The organism is Pseudomonas fluorescens group sp. PF-69 (genome assembly GCF_054481235.1).
Genome location: NZ_JBTMNC010000001.1, coordinates 2505005 through 2518977 on the forward strand (window position 1 = coordinate 2505005; position 13973 = coordinate 2518977).

Below are 13973 nucleotides of genomic sequence, written 5' to 3' on the forward strand. Positions count from 1 at the left end.
CGGGGAGGCGAGAGCAAGGACAAGATTTAAGGGCGTGCTTGGTCAGTCTTACTATTTATATTGATGGCGGATTTTGCGCTTACTGTACGTTGAGGCGGTAGTTGTAGTGGATGTGTACAGGTATATGTGGGGTGTTTGGTGTTAGTTGTAAGAAATTGTAAAAATATTTTTAATTGACCATATCGTTACATGTGCTAATCGATCATGACAAGTTGTCGGCGGTAACTCGGCGGACACCCGCGTCGCACTGATTTGCTCCACCTGGGTTATCATCGCGATTTTTGCCGGGAGTTCCGATGGCCAAGGCCAAGCGCATGTATGGCTGCACCGAGTGCGGCTCGACTTTTCCGAAGTGGGCTGGCCAGTGCGGCGAGTGCGGCGCCTGGAACACGCTGACTGAAACCATGGTGGAAAGCGGCGGGGCGGCAGCGCCCAGCGGTCGCACCGGCTGGACCGGCCAACAGGCGCAGATCAAGACCCTGGCCGAAGTCAGTGTCGAGGAGATTCCACGTTTTTCCACGGCGTCCAGTGAACTGGACCGGGTGCTGGGCGGTGGTCTGGTGGACGGTTCGGTGGTGCTGATCGGTGGTGATCCCGGTATCGGCAAGTCGACCATTCTGTTGCAAACCTTGTGCAACCTCGCCAAGAGCATGCCGGCGCTGTACGTCACCGGCGAAGAGTCCCAACAGCAAGTGGCCATGCGTGCCCGACGCCTCGGGTTGCCTCAGGATCAGTTGCGGGTCATGACCGAGACCTGTATCGAAACCATCATCGCCACGGCCCGGCAGGAAAAGCCCAAGGTGATGGTGATCGACTCGATCCAGACGATTTTCACCGAGCAATTGCAATCGGCACCGGGCGGCGTGTCTCAGGTCCGGGAAAGCGCGGCATTGCTGGTGCGTTATGCCAAGCAGAGCGGCACGGCGATTTTCCTGGTCGGTCATGTCACCAAGGAGGGGGCGCTGGCTGGTCCCCGTGTGTTGGAGCACATGGTCGACACGGTCCTGTATTTCGAAGGCGAATCCGATGGTCGTCTGCGCCTGCTGCGGGCAGTGAAAAACCGTTTCGGTGCGGTTAACGAACTGGGCGTGTTCGGCATGACCGACAAGGGCCTGAAAGAAGTCTCCAATCCCTCGGCGATTTTTCTGACCCGGGCTCAGGAAGAAGTCCCGGGCAGTGTGGTCATGGCGACGTGGGAAGGTACCCGACCGATGCTGGTGGAAGTCCAGGCGTTGGTGGACGACAGCCATCTGGCCAATCCACGCCGGGTAACCCTGGGTCTGGATCAGAATCGCCTGGCGATGTTACTGGCGGTGTTGCATCGTCATGGCGGTATTCCGACCCACGATCAGGACGTATTCCTCAACGTCGTCGGTGGTGTGAAAGTGTTGGAAACGGCTTCCGACCTGGCGTTGATGGCGGCGGTCATGTCCAGCTTGCGCAACCGGCCGTTGCCTCATGATCTGCTGGTGTTCGGTGAGGTGGGGCTGTCCGGCGAAGTGCGTCCGGTACCGAGCGGTCAGGAGCGTTTGAAAGAAGCCGCCAAACACGGCTTCAAGCGCGCCATCGTGCCCAAGGGCAATGCACCGAAAGAGGCTCCGCCGGGTTTGCAGATCATTGCCGTCACCCGTCTGGAGCAGGCGCTGGACGCCTTGTTCGAATAAGTTTGCGGGCCGGACTTGATCCCAGTGGGATGGTGTCGGGTCTTCAGATTTCGATCAGGGCACCCAGCTCTCGTTCAAGTTCAGCTGCGTCACCCAGGTTGAGCTCGATCAACCGCCGCAGGCTCGCAATCGATTCCAGGCTGATATGCCGGCAGACAAAGCCGAGCTGGCCTTTGTCTTCGTGGGTCAGTTCGACCTCCATGGCGATGTCGGTGTCATCGGACAGGTGAATGCCGACGGAAAAGTTCTGCTGCGGATTACCCAGCCACGCGGCAGGGCGTTCAATCAGCAAGCCCTTGAGTGACAGGTCGATCAGCTTTACCGTCCAGGTGTGTTCACCCTGACGGAGCTCGGTTCGGGCATCGAATCCAATACGTTTGAAACGGCGGCGGTCGGCAGGGTGGTCGCTCATGGCGTAATCCTCGATAGATTCGCTGACTATAGACCCGCCTTTCGCAAGACAGCCAGCAAGAGAGGCGCCAGACCAATATCGGGTATGCCCTTTGTCGTCAGGGGCGCTAAACTCGAGGTGGCTTTCTTTCTTGTCCACTCTGGCTGGAATAATAAAATGAAAAATAATAATAGCCCGCTACGCCATCTACCCTGGCTGGTGCTGGCAATCATAGGTGCGTGCGCCCTGGGTGTCGTGGCATTGCGCCGAGGCGAGGCGATCAACGCCTTGTGGATTGTGGTCGCTGCCGTGGCCATTTATCTGGTCGCGTATCGCTACTACAGTCTGTTCATCGCTAACAACGTGATGCAACTCGATGCGCGACGGGCCACTCCCGCCGTGCTCAATAACGACGGTCTGGATTACGTCCCCACCAATAAACATATCCTCTTCGGTCACCACTTCGCGGCCATTGCCGGCGCGGGTCCACTGGTTGGCCCAGTGCTGGCGGCGCAAATGGGCTACCTGCCCGGCACGCTGTGGCTGATCGCCGGTGTGGTACTGGCCGGTGCGGTGCAGGACTTCATGGTCCTGTTCATGTCCACCCGCCGCAACGGCCGCTCCCTGGGCGACATGGTCCGTGAAGAAATGGGCCGCATTCCCGGCACCATCGCGCTGTTCGGCTGCTTCCTGATCATGATCATCATCCTCGCCGTGCTGGCGCTGATCGTGGTCAAGGCCCTGGCCGAAAGTCCGTGGGGTATTTTCACGGTGATGGCGACCATCCCGATCGCGATGTTCATGGGCATCTACATGCGCTACATCCGCCCGGGCCGCATCGGTGAAATTTCGGTGATCGGCGTGGTATTGCTCCTGGGTTCGATCTGGCTGGGCGGGCAAATTGCTGCCGATCCGGTGTGGGCCAAGGCCTTTTCCTTCACCGGTATCCAGATCACCTGGATGTTGATCGGCTACGGCTTCGTCGCTGCCGTGCTGCCGGTGTGGCTGATCCTGGCACCGCGCGATTACCTGTCGACCTTCCTGAAAATCGGCACCATCGTCGCCCTGGCGATCGGCATCCTGATCACCATGCCCGAGCTGAAAATGCCGGCAGTGACCCAGTTCATCGACGGTACCGGGCCGGTGTGGAAGGGCGGGCTGTTCCCGTTCCTGTTCATCACCATCGCCTGTGGCGCGGTGTCCGGTTTCCACGCGCTGATCTCCTCCGGCACAACGCCGAAGCTGCTGGATAACGAAACCAACGCCCGCTATATCGGCTACGGCGGCATGCTGATGGAGTCTTTCGTGGCCATCATGGCCATGGTCGCTGCGTCGGTGATCGAGCCAGGCGTGTATTTCGCCATGAACAGCCCGGCCGCCGTGGTCGGCGGTGATGTCGTGGCCGTTGCGCAAGCCGTCAGCAGCTGGGGCTTTGCCATTACTCCGGAGGCCCTGCAAGCAGTGGCCAAGGACATCGGTGAAACCACCATCCTGGCCCGTGCCGGTGGTGCGCCGACCCTGGCCGTGGGGATCGCGCAGATCCTGCACAGCGTGCTGCCGGGTGAAAACACCATGGCATTCTGGTACCACTTCGCGATCCTGTTCGAGGCGCTGTTCATCCTGACCGCAGTCGACGCCGGCACCCGCGCCGGTCGCTTCATGCTGCAGGACCTGCTGGGCTCCTTCGTGCCAGCGCTGCGCCGCACGGAATCCTGGACCGCCAACCTGATCGCGACCGCCGGGTGCGTGGCAATGTGGGGCTGGCTGTTGTACCAGGGTGTGATCGATCCATTGGGTGGTATCAACACCTTGTGGCCGCTGTTCGGCATCTCCAACCAGATGCTGGCCGGTATCGCGCTGATGCTCGGCACCGTCGTGTTGATCAAGATGAAACGCCAGCGCTACATCTGGGTGACCTTGTTGCCTGCGGCCTGGCTGCTGGTCTGCACCACCACCGCCGGCTTCATCAAGCTGTTCGACGCCAACCCGGCGATCGGCTTCCTGTCCCTGGCGAAAAAATACAGCGATGCGCTGGCCAATGGTCAGATCCTCGCCCCGGCCAAGGACATCACGCAGATGCAGCACGTGATCTTCAATGCCTATACCAACGCAACACTGACCGCGCTGTTCCTGTTCGTGGTGTTCAGTATCCTGTTCTATGCGCTCAAGGTCGGCATTGCCGCCTGGGGTAAAAAAGAACGTACGGATAAAGAATCGCCATTCCAGGCGCTGCCGGATGCTTGATCGAGGATTGCAGCATGTTCAATGACCTGAGTCGCCTCGGTAAATACCTCGGTCAGGCCGCGCGCCTGATGGTCGGCATGCCCGACTACGACAACTACGTCGAGCACATGCAAACCAAGCACCCGGACAAACCGGTGATGAGCTACGAGGCGTTCTTCCGCGAACGCCAGGAAGCCCGTTACGGTGGCAAGGGTGGGCCGAAGTGCTGTTGATCCGGATGGCGGGTTAACGGCAAAACCTGTGGGAGCGAGCTTGCTCGCGATGGCGGACTGTCAATCAACAGTGATGTTGAATGTCAAACCGCTATCGCGAGCAAGCTCGCTCTCACTTTTGTTTTGTGTTGTTTATCAGTTTTGTGAAACAGGAGATCAATTTTGTCCTCTCCCATCCCCGTCACGATCCTCAGCGGCTTCCTCGGCGCCGGCAAGACCACGCTGTTGCGCCACCTGCTCAAAGCCGAGCACGGTCTGAAAATCGCGGTGATCGAAAACGAATTCAGCGATGCCGGCATCGATACCCAGCTGTTGGGCGACGAGCCGGTACAAGTGATGACGCTGTCCAACGGCTGCGTCTGCTGCACCATTCACACGGACCTGACCAAAGCGTTGTATCTGCTGCTCGAACGCCTGGACAGCGGCGATATCGCCTTCGACCGTCTGGTGATCGAATGCACGGGGCTGGCGGATCCGGCCCCGGTGGCGCAAACCTTCTTCATCGACGAAGAACTGCGCGAGCGCTACATCCTCGACGGCATCATCACCCTGGTCGACGCGGCACACGCCGAGCTGCACCTGACCCAGACCATTGCCCAGGCGCAGATCGGTTTCGCCGACCGTTTGCTGGTGAGCAAGCGCGACCTGGTGGACGAGCCGACCTTCACCGCGTTGAGCGAGCGCCTGACCCGGATCAATCGTCGCGCCCCGATTCGTGTGGTTGATCACGGCAAGATCGATCTGGCCGAGTTGCTCGACGTGCGCGGCTTCAATCTCAATGCCGACCTCGGGGGTGGCGTGAGTTTGCGGCCCGTGACCAAGGCGCCGTCCATCGACCGCATTTCCAGCCTGGTGCTGCGCACCGACAAACCGCTGGATATCGACAAGCTCAGCGAGTTCATGAACGAACTGCTGGAAGACCACGGCAAGCAATTGCTGCGCTACAAAGGCGTGTTGAACATCCTTGGCGAACCGCGACGCATGGTGTTTCAGGGCGTGCTGAAGCTGTACGGTTTTGACTGGGACACCGAATGGGCGGAGGGCGAAGTGCGCGAGAGTGTGATTGTGTTCATTGCCGATGATTTGCCGGAAGAGAACATCCGTGAGGGGTTTGCTCGGGTGGCGGCGCAGTAAGGGCCGCCCTGTTCACTGAGGCTGATGTCGCAATCGCCAACTGTAAATGAGATGCCCCGGTCAAGCGAATCACCGGGGCGGCTATCCGTGTAGTGGTTTTCGCTGCCGATCAGCGCGCGCAGGCGATTCAGAGCTTCTGGCTGAGGTCGCTGCAGAAGGTCTTTTTTCAAACATTGAAGGGCATTTCAGGAGGGGGCATGAGGTGCTTTTCTTTGAAGAATACTCAGGATGAAAGTTATCTTTGAACGCTCTTCGGTTTTGCCAAGGTAAATATACGGCGAGCCATTTAGTTTGAGTCCGCCCATGTAGTGTTTGTCTTTGATCTTGAGTGAAACGGCTGAATGAGTGTTGCGCAGATTATCCAGTGTAATAGGCTTGCCTTGTTGGTTGACAAGGGTAAAGACAGTCGGGTGATCAGCGTCGGAGTCAATGACTCCAAAAGTATCCAGCGCCTTTTCACTGATGATGTGATTGTAATACTCGCCTGTGTTTTTTATTGAAAGTATGTAGCCATCGGCCGTATGCCGGAAGTGTAGCGTTAATGGCTTCACCTCACCGATCTGCTCGTTGGGACGTATGCCGAGCCGCTTCGAGTGGTCCTGGGTCTGCGGCCTGCCGGTAAAGAAGCCGCCGCTGAAGTGTGTGATGGTGGCCAGCGCCGGTTTGCCATGGAGTTGTTCAAGTAGATTTACTTTGTGGTCAAACATTCTCAATATTGCGATGAAAGATTTTTCGGTGTCGCTATTCATGATGTAACCCGTTCATTAAGTTTGTTGGATGAAGCGGGTTTTAGGTTAAGTGGTTTTTGTGGGTTCTTGGAGTTGTGTGTGTTGCAAGGGTTTAAATTGGGCGGTGTTGGAATGAGCGGTCTGAGTTATTTGTGGGTCGTTTTATTGGTGCATTGCTTGTATTAATTCTGACAATAAAAAACCGGCCATCTCTGGCCGGTTCTTTTACTGCGGTCTAGCGGGGCTTATCAAGCACCGTATACCGGCAGCTTCTTGCAGATGGCTTTGACTTTCTCACGAACGGCGTCGATCACCGCTTCGTTGTTCAGGTCAGCCAGGATGTCGCAGATCCAGCCAGCCAGTTCCTTGCACTCTGCTTCCTTGAAGCCGCGAGTGGTCACGGCCGGAGTGCCGAAGCGCAGGCCGGAGGTGACGAACGGGGAGCGTGGGTCGTTTGGCACGGAGTTTTTGTTCACGGTGATGAACGCCTTGCCCAGCGCGGCGTCAGCGTCTTTACCGGAGATTTCCTGCTTGATCAGCGACAGCAGGAACAGGTGGTTTTCAGTACCGCCCGATACAACGTCAAAACCGCGTTCGATGAACACACCGGCCATGGCCTTGGCGTTTTTCACCACTTGTTGCTGGTAAACCTTGAACTCAGGCTGCAGCGCTTCCTTGAAGCAGATCGCCTTGGCTGCGATCACGTGCTCCAGCGGGCCACCCTGGGCGCCCGGGAACACGGCGGAGTTCAGCTTTTTCTCGATGTCGGCGTTGGCGCGAGCCAGGATCAGGCCGCCACGTGGACCGCGCAGGGTCTTGTGGGTGGTGGTGGTCACGACGTCAGCGAAAGGAACCGGGTTCGGGTAGACGCCAGCGGCGACCAGACCGGCCACGTGGGCCATGTCGACGAACAGGTAGGCGCCCACCTTGTCGGCGATTGCGCGGAAACGCGGGAAGTCCAGGATCTGCGAGTAGGCAGAGAAACCGGCCACGATCATTTTCGGCTTGTGCTCAACCGCCAGGCGCTCGACTTCGTCGTAGTCGATCAGGCCGTTGCCGTCGATGCCGTACTGGATGGCGTTGTACAGCTTGCCGGAGGACGAAACGCTGGCACCGTGGGTCAGGTGACCACCGTGGGCCAGGCTCATGCCCAGGATGGTGTCGCCAGCCGACAGCAGGGCCAGGTAAACAGCGGCGTTGGCCTGGGAGCCAGCGTGTGGCTGGACGTTGGCGTAATCGGCACCGAACAGCTCTTTTGCGCGGTCGATGGCCAGTTGCTCGACCACGTCGACGTACTCGCAGCCACCGTAGTAGCGCTTGCCCGGGTAGCCTTCGGCGTACTTGTTGGTCAGTACCGAGCCTTGAGCTTCCATCACCGCAGGGCTGGTGTAGTTTTCCGAAGCGATCAGCTCAATGTGCTCTTCCTGGCGCTGAGCTTCTTGCTCCATGGCGGCAAAGAGATCGGCGTCGTACTTGGCAATAGTCAAATCACGGCTGAACATGGCGGTCCTCAAGGATCGGGGGCGGAAAAGGGGGGCATTCTAACCCAATGGGTTTTAGATGGCATATGAAACGACATCATGTCGCAGACAAGTGGTGTTCATGCGGGGATCGGCGGTGATCATGCCTGCCTCTTCGCGAGCAGGCTCGCTCCCACAGGGTTTAGCGTTGTGCGCGAACACCGAAAATCCACTGTGGGAACGAGCCTGCTCGCGATAGGGACAGCAGCAGCACCGAAAAACTTCAGTCAAACATGAACAACGCATCATTGCTGAACTGCGATGCAAACTTGTTGGCCGGCATCGGGCGGCCGAACAGGTAGCCTTGAACCTCATCGCAACCGTGTTCGCGCAGGAAATCCAGTTGTTCCTGGGTTTCCACGCCCTCGGCGATCACTGCCAGGTTGAGACTGTGGGCCATGGCGATGATCGCGCGGGCAATCTGTGCATCCTGTTCACCCGAGGGCAGGCCGTCGACGAAGGTTCGGTCGATTTTCAGTACGTCGATCGGGAACTGCTTGAGGTAGTTGAGCGATGAATACCCGGTGCCGAAGTCGTCGACCGCAATGCTCAGGCCGAGGTTCTTCAGGCCGTCGAGGATCTGCATCGCCTCGCAGACTTCGCGCATCAGGATACTCTCGGTCAACTCCAGTTCCAGGCAGGCCGGCGGCAGGCCGGTTTCCTTGAGAATGGTGGCGATCCGCGTACCGAGCTGACCATCCGAGAACTGCCGGGCGGAAATGTTCACCGAGACCTTCGGCACGCGCACCTTGGTCTGGTGCCAGTTTTTCAGCTGGCGACAAGCCTCGCTGATCACCCAGTCGCCGACATCCACCACCAAACCGAGTTCTTCGAGCACCGGAATGAAGTCCCCCGGCGGCACCAGGCCACGTCGTGGATGGCGCCAGCGCAGCAGGGCTTCGGTGCCGGTCAAGCGTTTGCCGTCGCCACTGAATTGTGGCTGGTAATACAGCACGAATTCGTTTTGCTCCAGGGCGTGGCGCAAGTCGCTTTCCAGCTCCAGTCGCTCCAGGGCACTGGCGTTCATGTCCGCCTGGTAGAACTGGAAGTTGTTCTTGCCTCTTTCCTTGGCGTGGTACATCGCGGTGTCGGCGTTCTTCATCAACTGGCTGAGTTCGTTACCGTCCTGCGGGCTGAGGGCGATCCCGATACTGGCGGTCACGAAGAATTCGCGGCCTTCGAGTACAAAGGGTTTCACCAGGCTGGCGAGTATCTGCTCTGCCACATGAATCGCCCGGTTCAAGGCGATTTGGCGGTTGGCTCGCGGTTGCAGGAGCAAAGTGAACTCGTCGCCACCCATGCGCGCCACGGTGTCGTCATCGTCGACGCAACCGAGCAGGCGCGTGGCCATGTCCTTGAGCATGCGATCACCGGCGGCATGGCCCAGGGAGTCGTTGATCGGCTTGAAGCGGTCCAGGTCGAGGAACATCAGCACCACCCAGGACTTTTGCCGTTCCGCCGCTTGCAATGCGGTGTGCAGACGGTCCTGGAACAATGTGCGGTTGGGCAGGTGCGTCAGGGCGTCGTAATAGGCGAGGCGGTGAATCCGCTGCTCGCTGGCCTTGCGCTCACTGATGTCGGTGAAGAAACACACGTAACTGGCCAGATCGCCCTCATCATCCAGAACGGCGGTGATGCCGACCCAGGCCGGATAGTGCTCACCATTGCGGCGCTTGAGCCAGACTTCGCCTTCCCAGGTGCTGTGCTGGCTCAGTTGCTTGAGTACATAACGCAGATGGGCTTCCTGCTGCTCGTCGACGGTCAGCATGTTCGGCAACTGGTCGAGTACTTGCTCCACCGCATAACCACTGACGCGGCTGAACGCCTCGTTGGCCTGGACGATATAGCCGGCCGGGTCGGTGATCAGGATCGCCGAGGTCGAGTGTTCAAAAACCGTAGCCGCCATGCGCAGGTCTTTCTCGGCGCGGCGTTGCTGGCTGATATCGCGACCGACCCCCAATACGCCTTCAAATGCACCGTGCTCATCCCAGACCAGCACCAGCCGCAACTCGATGGGAATCTTGCGCCCGTCGGCCCGCAGGCAGTCGAACAGGAACAATTGGGTCTGCACCTGGCTGCGCAACAATGCCAGTTGATCGGGTTTATCCAGCGCTTTGCTGACCCGGTCCATGAGCTGGAATATGCCGGTCAACTGCTGCGGGTTGGCGATGGTCGATTGCCAGCCATTGTTGAAAATCCACTCGACGTCGTAGCCCAGCACCGATTGCACCGACGGGCTGACATAGTTGAGTGCCAAACGGCTATCGGTGGAGAAAATCACGTCGCTGATGCTTTCCGCGAGCATCCGGTAACGCTGTTCGCTGTCGCGCAGGGATTCACTGGCTTCGATCTGGTCGGTGATGTCCTTGGCTACGCCGATAATCCGCGTGACCTGGTCGTTCTTGTCCCGTGCCAGAGCCTGCTCGCGAATCTCGAAGCGCCGCCATCCGCCGTTGCGGTGACGGAAGCGCAACTGACACTGCATCAATTGCCGATAACCGGCTTGTCTCTGGATCTGGCGCGAACGGTGATAGAAGTCGGCGTCTTCGGGGTGCAGGAGGATTTCCCAGAAATACTCGCCCATCTGTTGCAGTTCGGTGCGGTTGTATCCCAGCGTCTGGCCCAGATGGTGGTTGCTGAAGATCATTCGTTGGCTGATCACGTCCTGCACGTACAAGTGATCGGGCACGGTTCTCACCACGTCGGACCAGAATCCTTCGCGCTCCAGCAGAGACAGCTCGATGAGTTTACGGCTGGTGATGTCGGTGATGCTCAGGATCACCGCTTTGTAGTCCTCGGGATTTTCCGGCAGGCGCAGCACCAGCCACAGATGCTGGTCCCGACCACTGGCGTTCTCCAGTTTGATTTCCAGTTCAAGCTGCTTCTGTTGGTTGAGGACCGCCTCGAGCACCTGATTGCCAATGGCACTGTCCCCAAGCGGGTTGCCGTCGATCAGCAACTTCCAGGCTTGAGCGGGGGTCGTGACGTTGAGCAGTTGCAGTGCAACCTGATTGACTTCGGTGATGCGCAATTCCTGCAACAATTGCTGGCGCTTTTGCGGGACCGCCAGCCACGCTTGCAGTTGCTCGTTGTTCTGCAATTGAGCCTTGTCGAATGCGTTTTTGAGGCCGGACATGTTGAGCACGCACAGCGCGACGCCGGTGCCTTCGAAGATCTCCTGATAGCGTCGACGCCCTTCGTGCAACTGGCACTGGCGGCGGCGCATGTTCAGCAAGACGATAAACGGCAGCATGGAAAAGGCCAGGCCCAGCAGGCACTTGCCAATGAAGACCGGCAGCAGTTCTTCAAGTACACGTTGCCGATCGAACAATCCACGTAGTTGCCAGTCGCTGCTGCTCAAGGGCACGGTCAGCACGCTGTTGGCCACATCGTCCTGGGTCAGCGTGCCCGGGTTGACCAGGGGAAGCGCTTCATCGCGACTGATGATCTGGTGGTTGAAGCGGTTTTCCACCAGCCACTGCGGTCGGCCGGCCACTTCATTCAGATGGGTCAGTGACGAAAGAAATGTCGGCTTCAGGCGCAAGGCCCAGTAGCCACGGGTACTGCCGCTGGCCTGATGCAACAGCAGATGCACCACCGAGCCGTCGATGGCATTGCTGAAGTAGTGACGCTGGGCACCGCTGCGCCGGACCAGTTCGCTCAGGAAATTGGCGTCTTCGCTGTTCGCGGCGCTGTCATTGAGGATGATTCCGGACGGGCTGAGCAATGCCAGGCTGACCAGGTCGGGCAGGGACTTTTGCAGTTTGCGCAGCAGCTCCTGCTGTTCGTCGGGACTTTGCGGTTGTTCGACGATCGGTAGCAGGTTAAGGGCGATCTGCGCGTTGAGCGCCATGTTCAGGCTAACTTGTGCGGCCAGATCAGCGGTGTAGTCGATGGTGTACTGACGCTGGTTTTTCTGTGTTTCGCGCAACTGATCCAGCAGCTGCCAGAACAGCAACGCGAGCAGCAATAGTACAAGCGTCGCCAGCGCGCCTATGAGCGTTCCGCGCAGGGGAGAGCCGGGCGCCGTTATCGGTGCGCTGGTGGTCAGGGGCGGAGGGACGTTGGACAAACTTTGATCCTGCGGTTTGGCTTGACTGGCGCGACGTGCACTATAAGCCGGACGCCCGAAGGGCGGCTAGCATGCCTTGAGTTGTGGCAAAGTGCCAGTCCCGCTCGGCTGGACGGCCATCTGTCATTCAGGTAGCTTTGCCGGTTACGCGGGAGCGTTCCAGCTCCCAGGGCTTTTTCAGCGCGCACCACCTTGAACGCTTTCAATCGGGCGACGCGCACGGCCTGGCCAGGCATCGCCTGAGCCCTGATCATTCATCTGTCACTGACCCTAGGTTCTCCATGGCTCAATACGTATTCACCATGCATCGGCTGGGCAAAGTTGTGCCGCCGAAGCGGGAAATCCTGAAAAACATCTCCTTGTCCTTCTTTCCTGGCGCCAAGATCGGCGTGCTCGGCCTCAACGGTTCGGGTAAATCCACGCTGCTGAAAATCATGGCGGGCGTCGACACCGAGTTCGACGGCGAAGCCCGTCCGATGCCGGACCTGAACATCGGCTACCTCCCGCAAGAGCCGCAACTGGATCCGACCAAGACCGTGCGTGAAGTGGTCGAGGAAGCCGTCAGCGTGATCAAGGACGCGCAAGCGCGCCTGGACGAGGTCTACGCTGCCTATGCCGATCCGGATGCCGACTTCGACAAACTGGCTGCCGAACAGGCCAAGCTCGAAGCGATCCTGCAGGCCAGCGACGGTCACAACCTGGATCGCCAACTGGAAGTCGCCGCCGATGCACTGCGTCTGCCGGCCTGGGATGCCAAAGTCGAACACCTGTCCGGTGGCGAGAAGCGTCGTGTGGCCCTGTGCCGCCTGCTGCTGTCCGCCCCCGACATGCTATTGCTCGACGAACCGACCAACCACCTGGACGCCGATTCCGTCGCCTGGCTGGAGCACTTCCTGCACGACTTCCCGGGCACCGTGGTAGCGATCACGCACGACCGTTACTTCCTGGACAACGTGGCTGGCTGGATCCTCGAACTCGACCGTGGCGCGGGCATTCCTTACGAGGGCAACTATTCGGGTTGGCTGGAAGCCAAGTCCGATCGTCTGGCCCAGGAGTCCAAGCAGCAGTCGGCCCACGAAAAGGCCATGAAGGAAGAACTGGAGTGGGTGCGCAAAGGCGCCAAGGCCCGCCAGTCGAAATCCAAGGCTCGTCTGCAACGCTTCGAGGAAATGCAATCGCAGGAATTCCAGAAGCGCAGCGAAACCAACGAGATCTACATCCCGGCCGGTCCGCGCCTGGGCGACAAGGTCATCGAGTTCAAGAACGTCACCAAGGGCTACGGCGATCGCGTGCTGATCGACAACCTGTCGTTCTCCATGCCTAAAGGCGCCATCGTCGGTGTGATCGGCGGTAACGGTGCCGGTAAATCGACCCTGTTCCGCATGCTGATGGGTAAGGAAACGCCGGATTCGGGCAGCATCGAAGTCGGCGAAACCGTGCAGCTGGCGTGCGTCGACCAGAGCCGCGAAGACCTGGACGGCAGCAAGACCGTGTTCCAGCAAATCTCCGATGGCTCCGACCAGATCCGCATCGGCAACTACGAGATCCCGTCGCGTACCTACGTCGGTCGCTTCAACTTCAAGGGCGGCGATCAGCAGAAGTTCGTCAAGGACCTGTCCGGTGGTGAGCGCGGTCGCTTGCACCTGGCCCTGACCCTGAAAGAGGGCGGCAACGTGCTGCTGCTCGACGAACCGTCCAACGACCTCGACGTTGAAACCCTGCGTTCCCTGGAAGAAGCCCTGCTGGACTTCCCGGGCGCTGCCATTGTGATCTCTCACGATCGGTGGTTCCTTGACCGCGTCGCCACTCACATCCTGGCGTACGAAGACGACTCGCAAGCGGTGTTCTTCGAAGGCAACTACACCGAGTACGAAGCCGATCGCAAAAAACGCCTCGGCGAAGCGGCTGCCCAGCCGCATCGGGTACGGCACAAGAAGCTGGCCTGATTCGGGTTGGCGGCATGAAAAAACGGAGCCTTCGGGCTCCGTTTTTTTTTGCCCGTTTTTTT

Annotated in this window: 9 protein-coding genes; 5 read left to right on the top strand and 4 right to left on the bottom strand. The window is 59.1% G+C overall.

Features of this window, described 5'->3' with window-relative positions:
- Positions 1 to 296 precede the first annotated feature (296 nt).
- On the top strand, positions 297 to 1664 hold the full coding sequence (gene radA / locus ACX3YF_RS11565; protein WP_007937264.1) for a DNA repair protein RadA: 1368 nt from the start codon (positions 297 to 299) through the stop codon (positions 1662 to 1664).
- 43 nt (positions 1665 to 1707) lie between these two features.
- On the opposite strand, the gene ACX3YF_RS11570 is transcribed toward radA, so the two are convergent.
- Positions 1708 to 2076 (bottom strand): PilZ domain-containing protein, encoded by a 369-nt coding sequence (locus ACX3YF_RS11570; RefSeq protein WP_130204759.1) that lies wholly within the window; start codon positions 2074 to 2076, stop codon positions 1708 to 1710.
- Positions 2077 to 2232: 156 nt separating this feature from the next.
- On the opposite strand from ACX3YF_RS11570, the gene ACX3YF_RS11575 reads away from it, so the two are divergent.
- From ACX3YF_RS11575 to yjiA, 3 genes are all read left to right on the top strand, one after another.
- Positions 2233 to 4299 (top strand): carbon starvation CstA family protein, encoded by a 2067-nt coding sequence (locus ACX3YF_RS11575; protein WP_130204761.1) that lies wholly within the window; start codon positions 2233 to 2235, stop codon positions 4297 to 4299.
- Between the two features lie 14 nt (positions 4300 to 4313).
- Positions 4314 to 4511, top strand: a complete 198-nt coding sequence (locus ACX3YF_RS11580) for a YbdD/YjiX family protein (protein WP_007937254.1) — start codon at positions 4314 to 4316, stop codon at positions 4509 to 4511.
- A gap of 162 nt (positions 4512 to 4673) precedes the next feature.
- On the top strand, positions 4674 to 5645 hold the full coding sequence (gene yjiA / locus ACX3YF_RS11585) for a GTPase (protein WP_130204763.1): 972 nt from the start codon (positions 4674 to 4676) through the stop codon (positions 5643 to 5645).
- Positions 5646 to 5830: 185 nt separating this feature from the next.
- Here the strand turns inward: yjiA and ACX3YF_RS11590 are convergent, their stop codons facing one another.
- The 3 genes from ACX3YF_RS11590 to ACX3YF_RS11600 all read right to left on the bottom strand — a co-directional run bounded on the left by ACX3YF_RS11590 (position 5831) and on the right by ACX3YF_RS11600 (position 11965).
- Positions 5831 to 6394: a hypothetical protein gene (locus ACX3YF_RS11590; RefSeq protein ID WP_130204765.1), complete on the bottom strand. Its 564-nt coding sequence runs from the start codon at positions 6392 to 6394 to the stop codon at positions 5831 to 5833.
- A 227-nt stretch (positions 6395 to 6621) separates the two neighbouring features.
- Positions 6622 to 7875, bottom strand: coding sequence for a serine hydroxymethyltransferase (gene glyA / locus ACX3YF_RS11595; protein WP_130204767.1), 1254 nt, complete (start codon positions 7873 to 7875; stop codon positions 6622 to 6624).
- A gap of 241 nt (positions 7876 to 8116) precedes the next feature.
- Positions 8117 to 11965 carry a bifunctional diguanylate cyclase/phosphodiesterase gene (locus tag ACX3YF_RS11600; protein ID WP_130204769.1) on the bottom strand — a complete coding sequence of 1283 codons (3849 nt, stop codon included), beginning with the start codon at positions 11963 to 11965 and terminating at the stop codon, positions 8117 to 8119.
- 281 nt (positions 11966 to 12246) lie between these two features.
- On the opposite strand from ACX3YF_RS11600, the gene ettA reads away from it, so the two are divergent.
- Positions 12247 to 13911, top strand: coding sequence for an energy-dependent translational throttle protein EttA (gene ettA, locus ACX3YF_RS11605; protein ID WP_130204771.1), 1665 nt, complete (start codon positions 12247 to 12249; stop codon positions 13909 to 13911).
- The last annotated feature ends 62 nt before the right edge of the window (positions 13912 to 13973 follow it).

Bases quoted from the DNA above. Each gene is read 5' to 3' on its own strand.
- ACX3YF_RS11570 (WP_130204759.1), bottom strand. From the start codon at position 2,076: ATGAGCGACCACCCTGCCGACCGCCGCCGTTTCAAACGTATTGGATTC.
- glyA (WP_130204767.1), bottom strand. From the start codon at position 7,875: ATGTTCAGCCGTGATTTGACTATTGCCAAGTACGACGCCGATCTCTTT.
- ACX3YF_RS11580 (WP_007937254.1), top strand. From the start codon at position 4,314: ATGTTCAATGACCTGAGTCGCCTCGGTAAATACCTCGGTCAGGCCGCG.
- radA (WP_007937264.1), top strand. From the start codon at position 297: ATGGCCAAGGCCAAGCGCATGTATGGCTGCACCGAGTGCGGCTCGACT.
- ACX3YF_RS11590 (WP_130204765.1), bottom strand. From the start codon at position 6,394: ATGAATAGCGACACCGAAAAATCTTTCATCGCAATATTGAGAATGTTT.
- ACX3YF_RS11575 (WP_130204761.1), top strand. From the start codon at position 2,233: ATGAAAAATAATAATAGCCCGCTACGCCATCTACCCTGGCTGGTGCTG.
- ettA (WP_130204771.1), top strand. From the start codon at position 12,247: ATGGCTCAATACGTATTCACCATGCATCGGCTGGGCAAAGTTGTGCCG.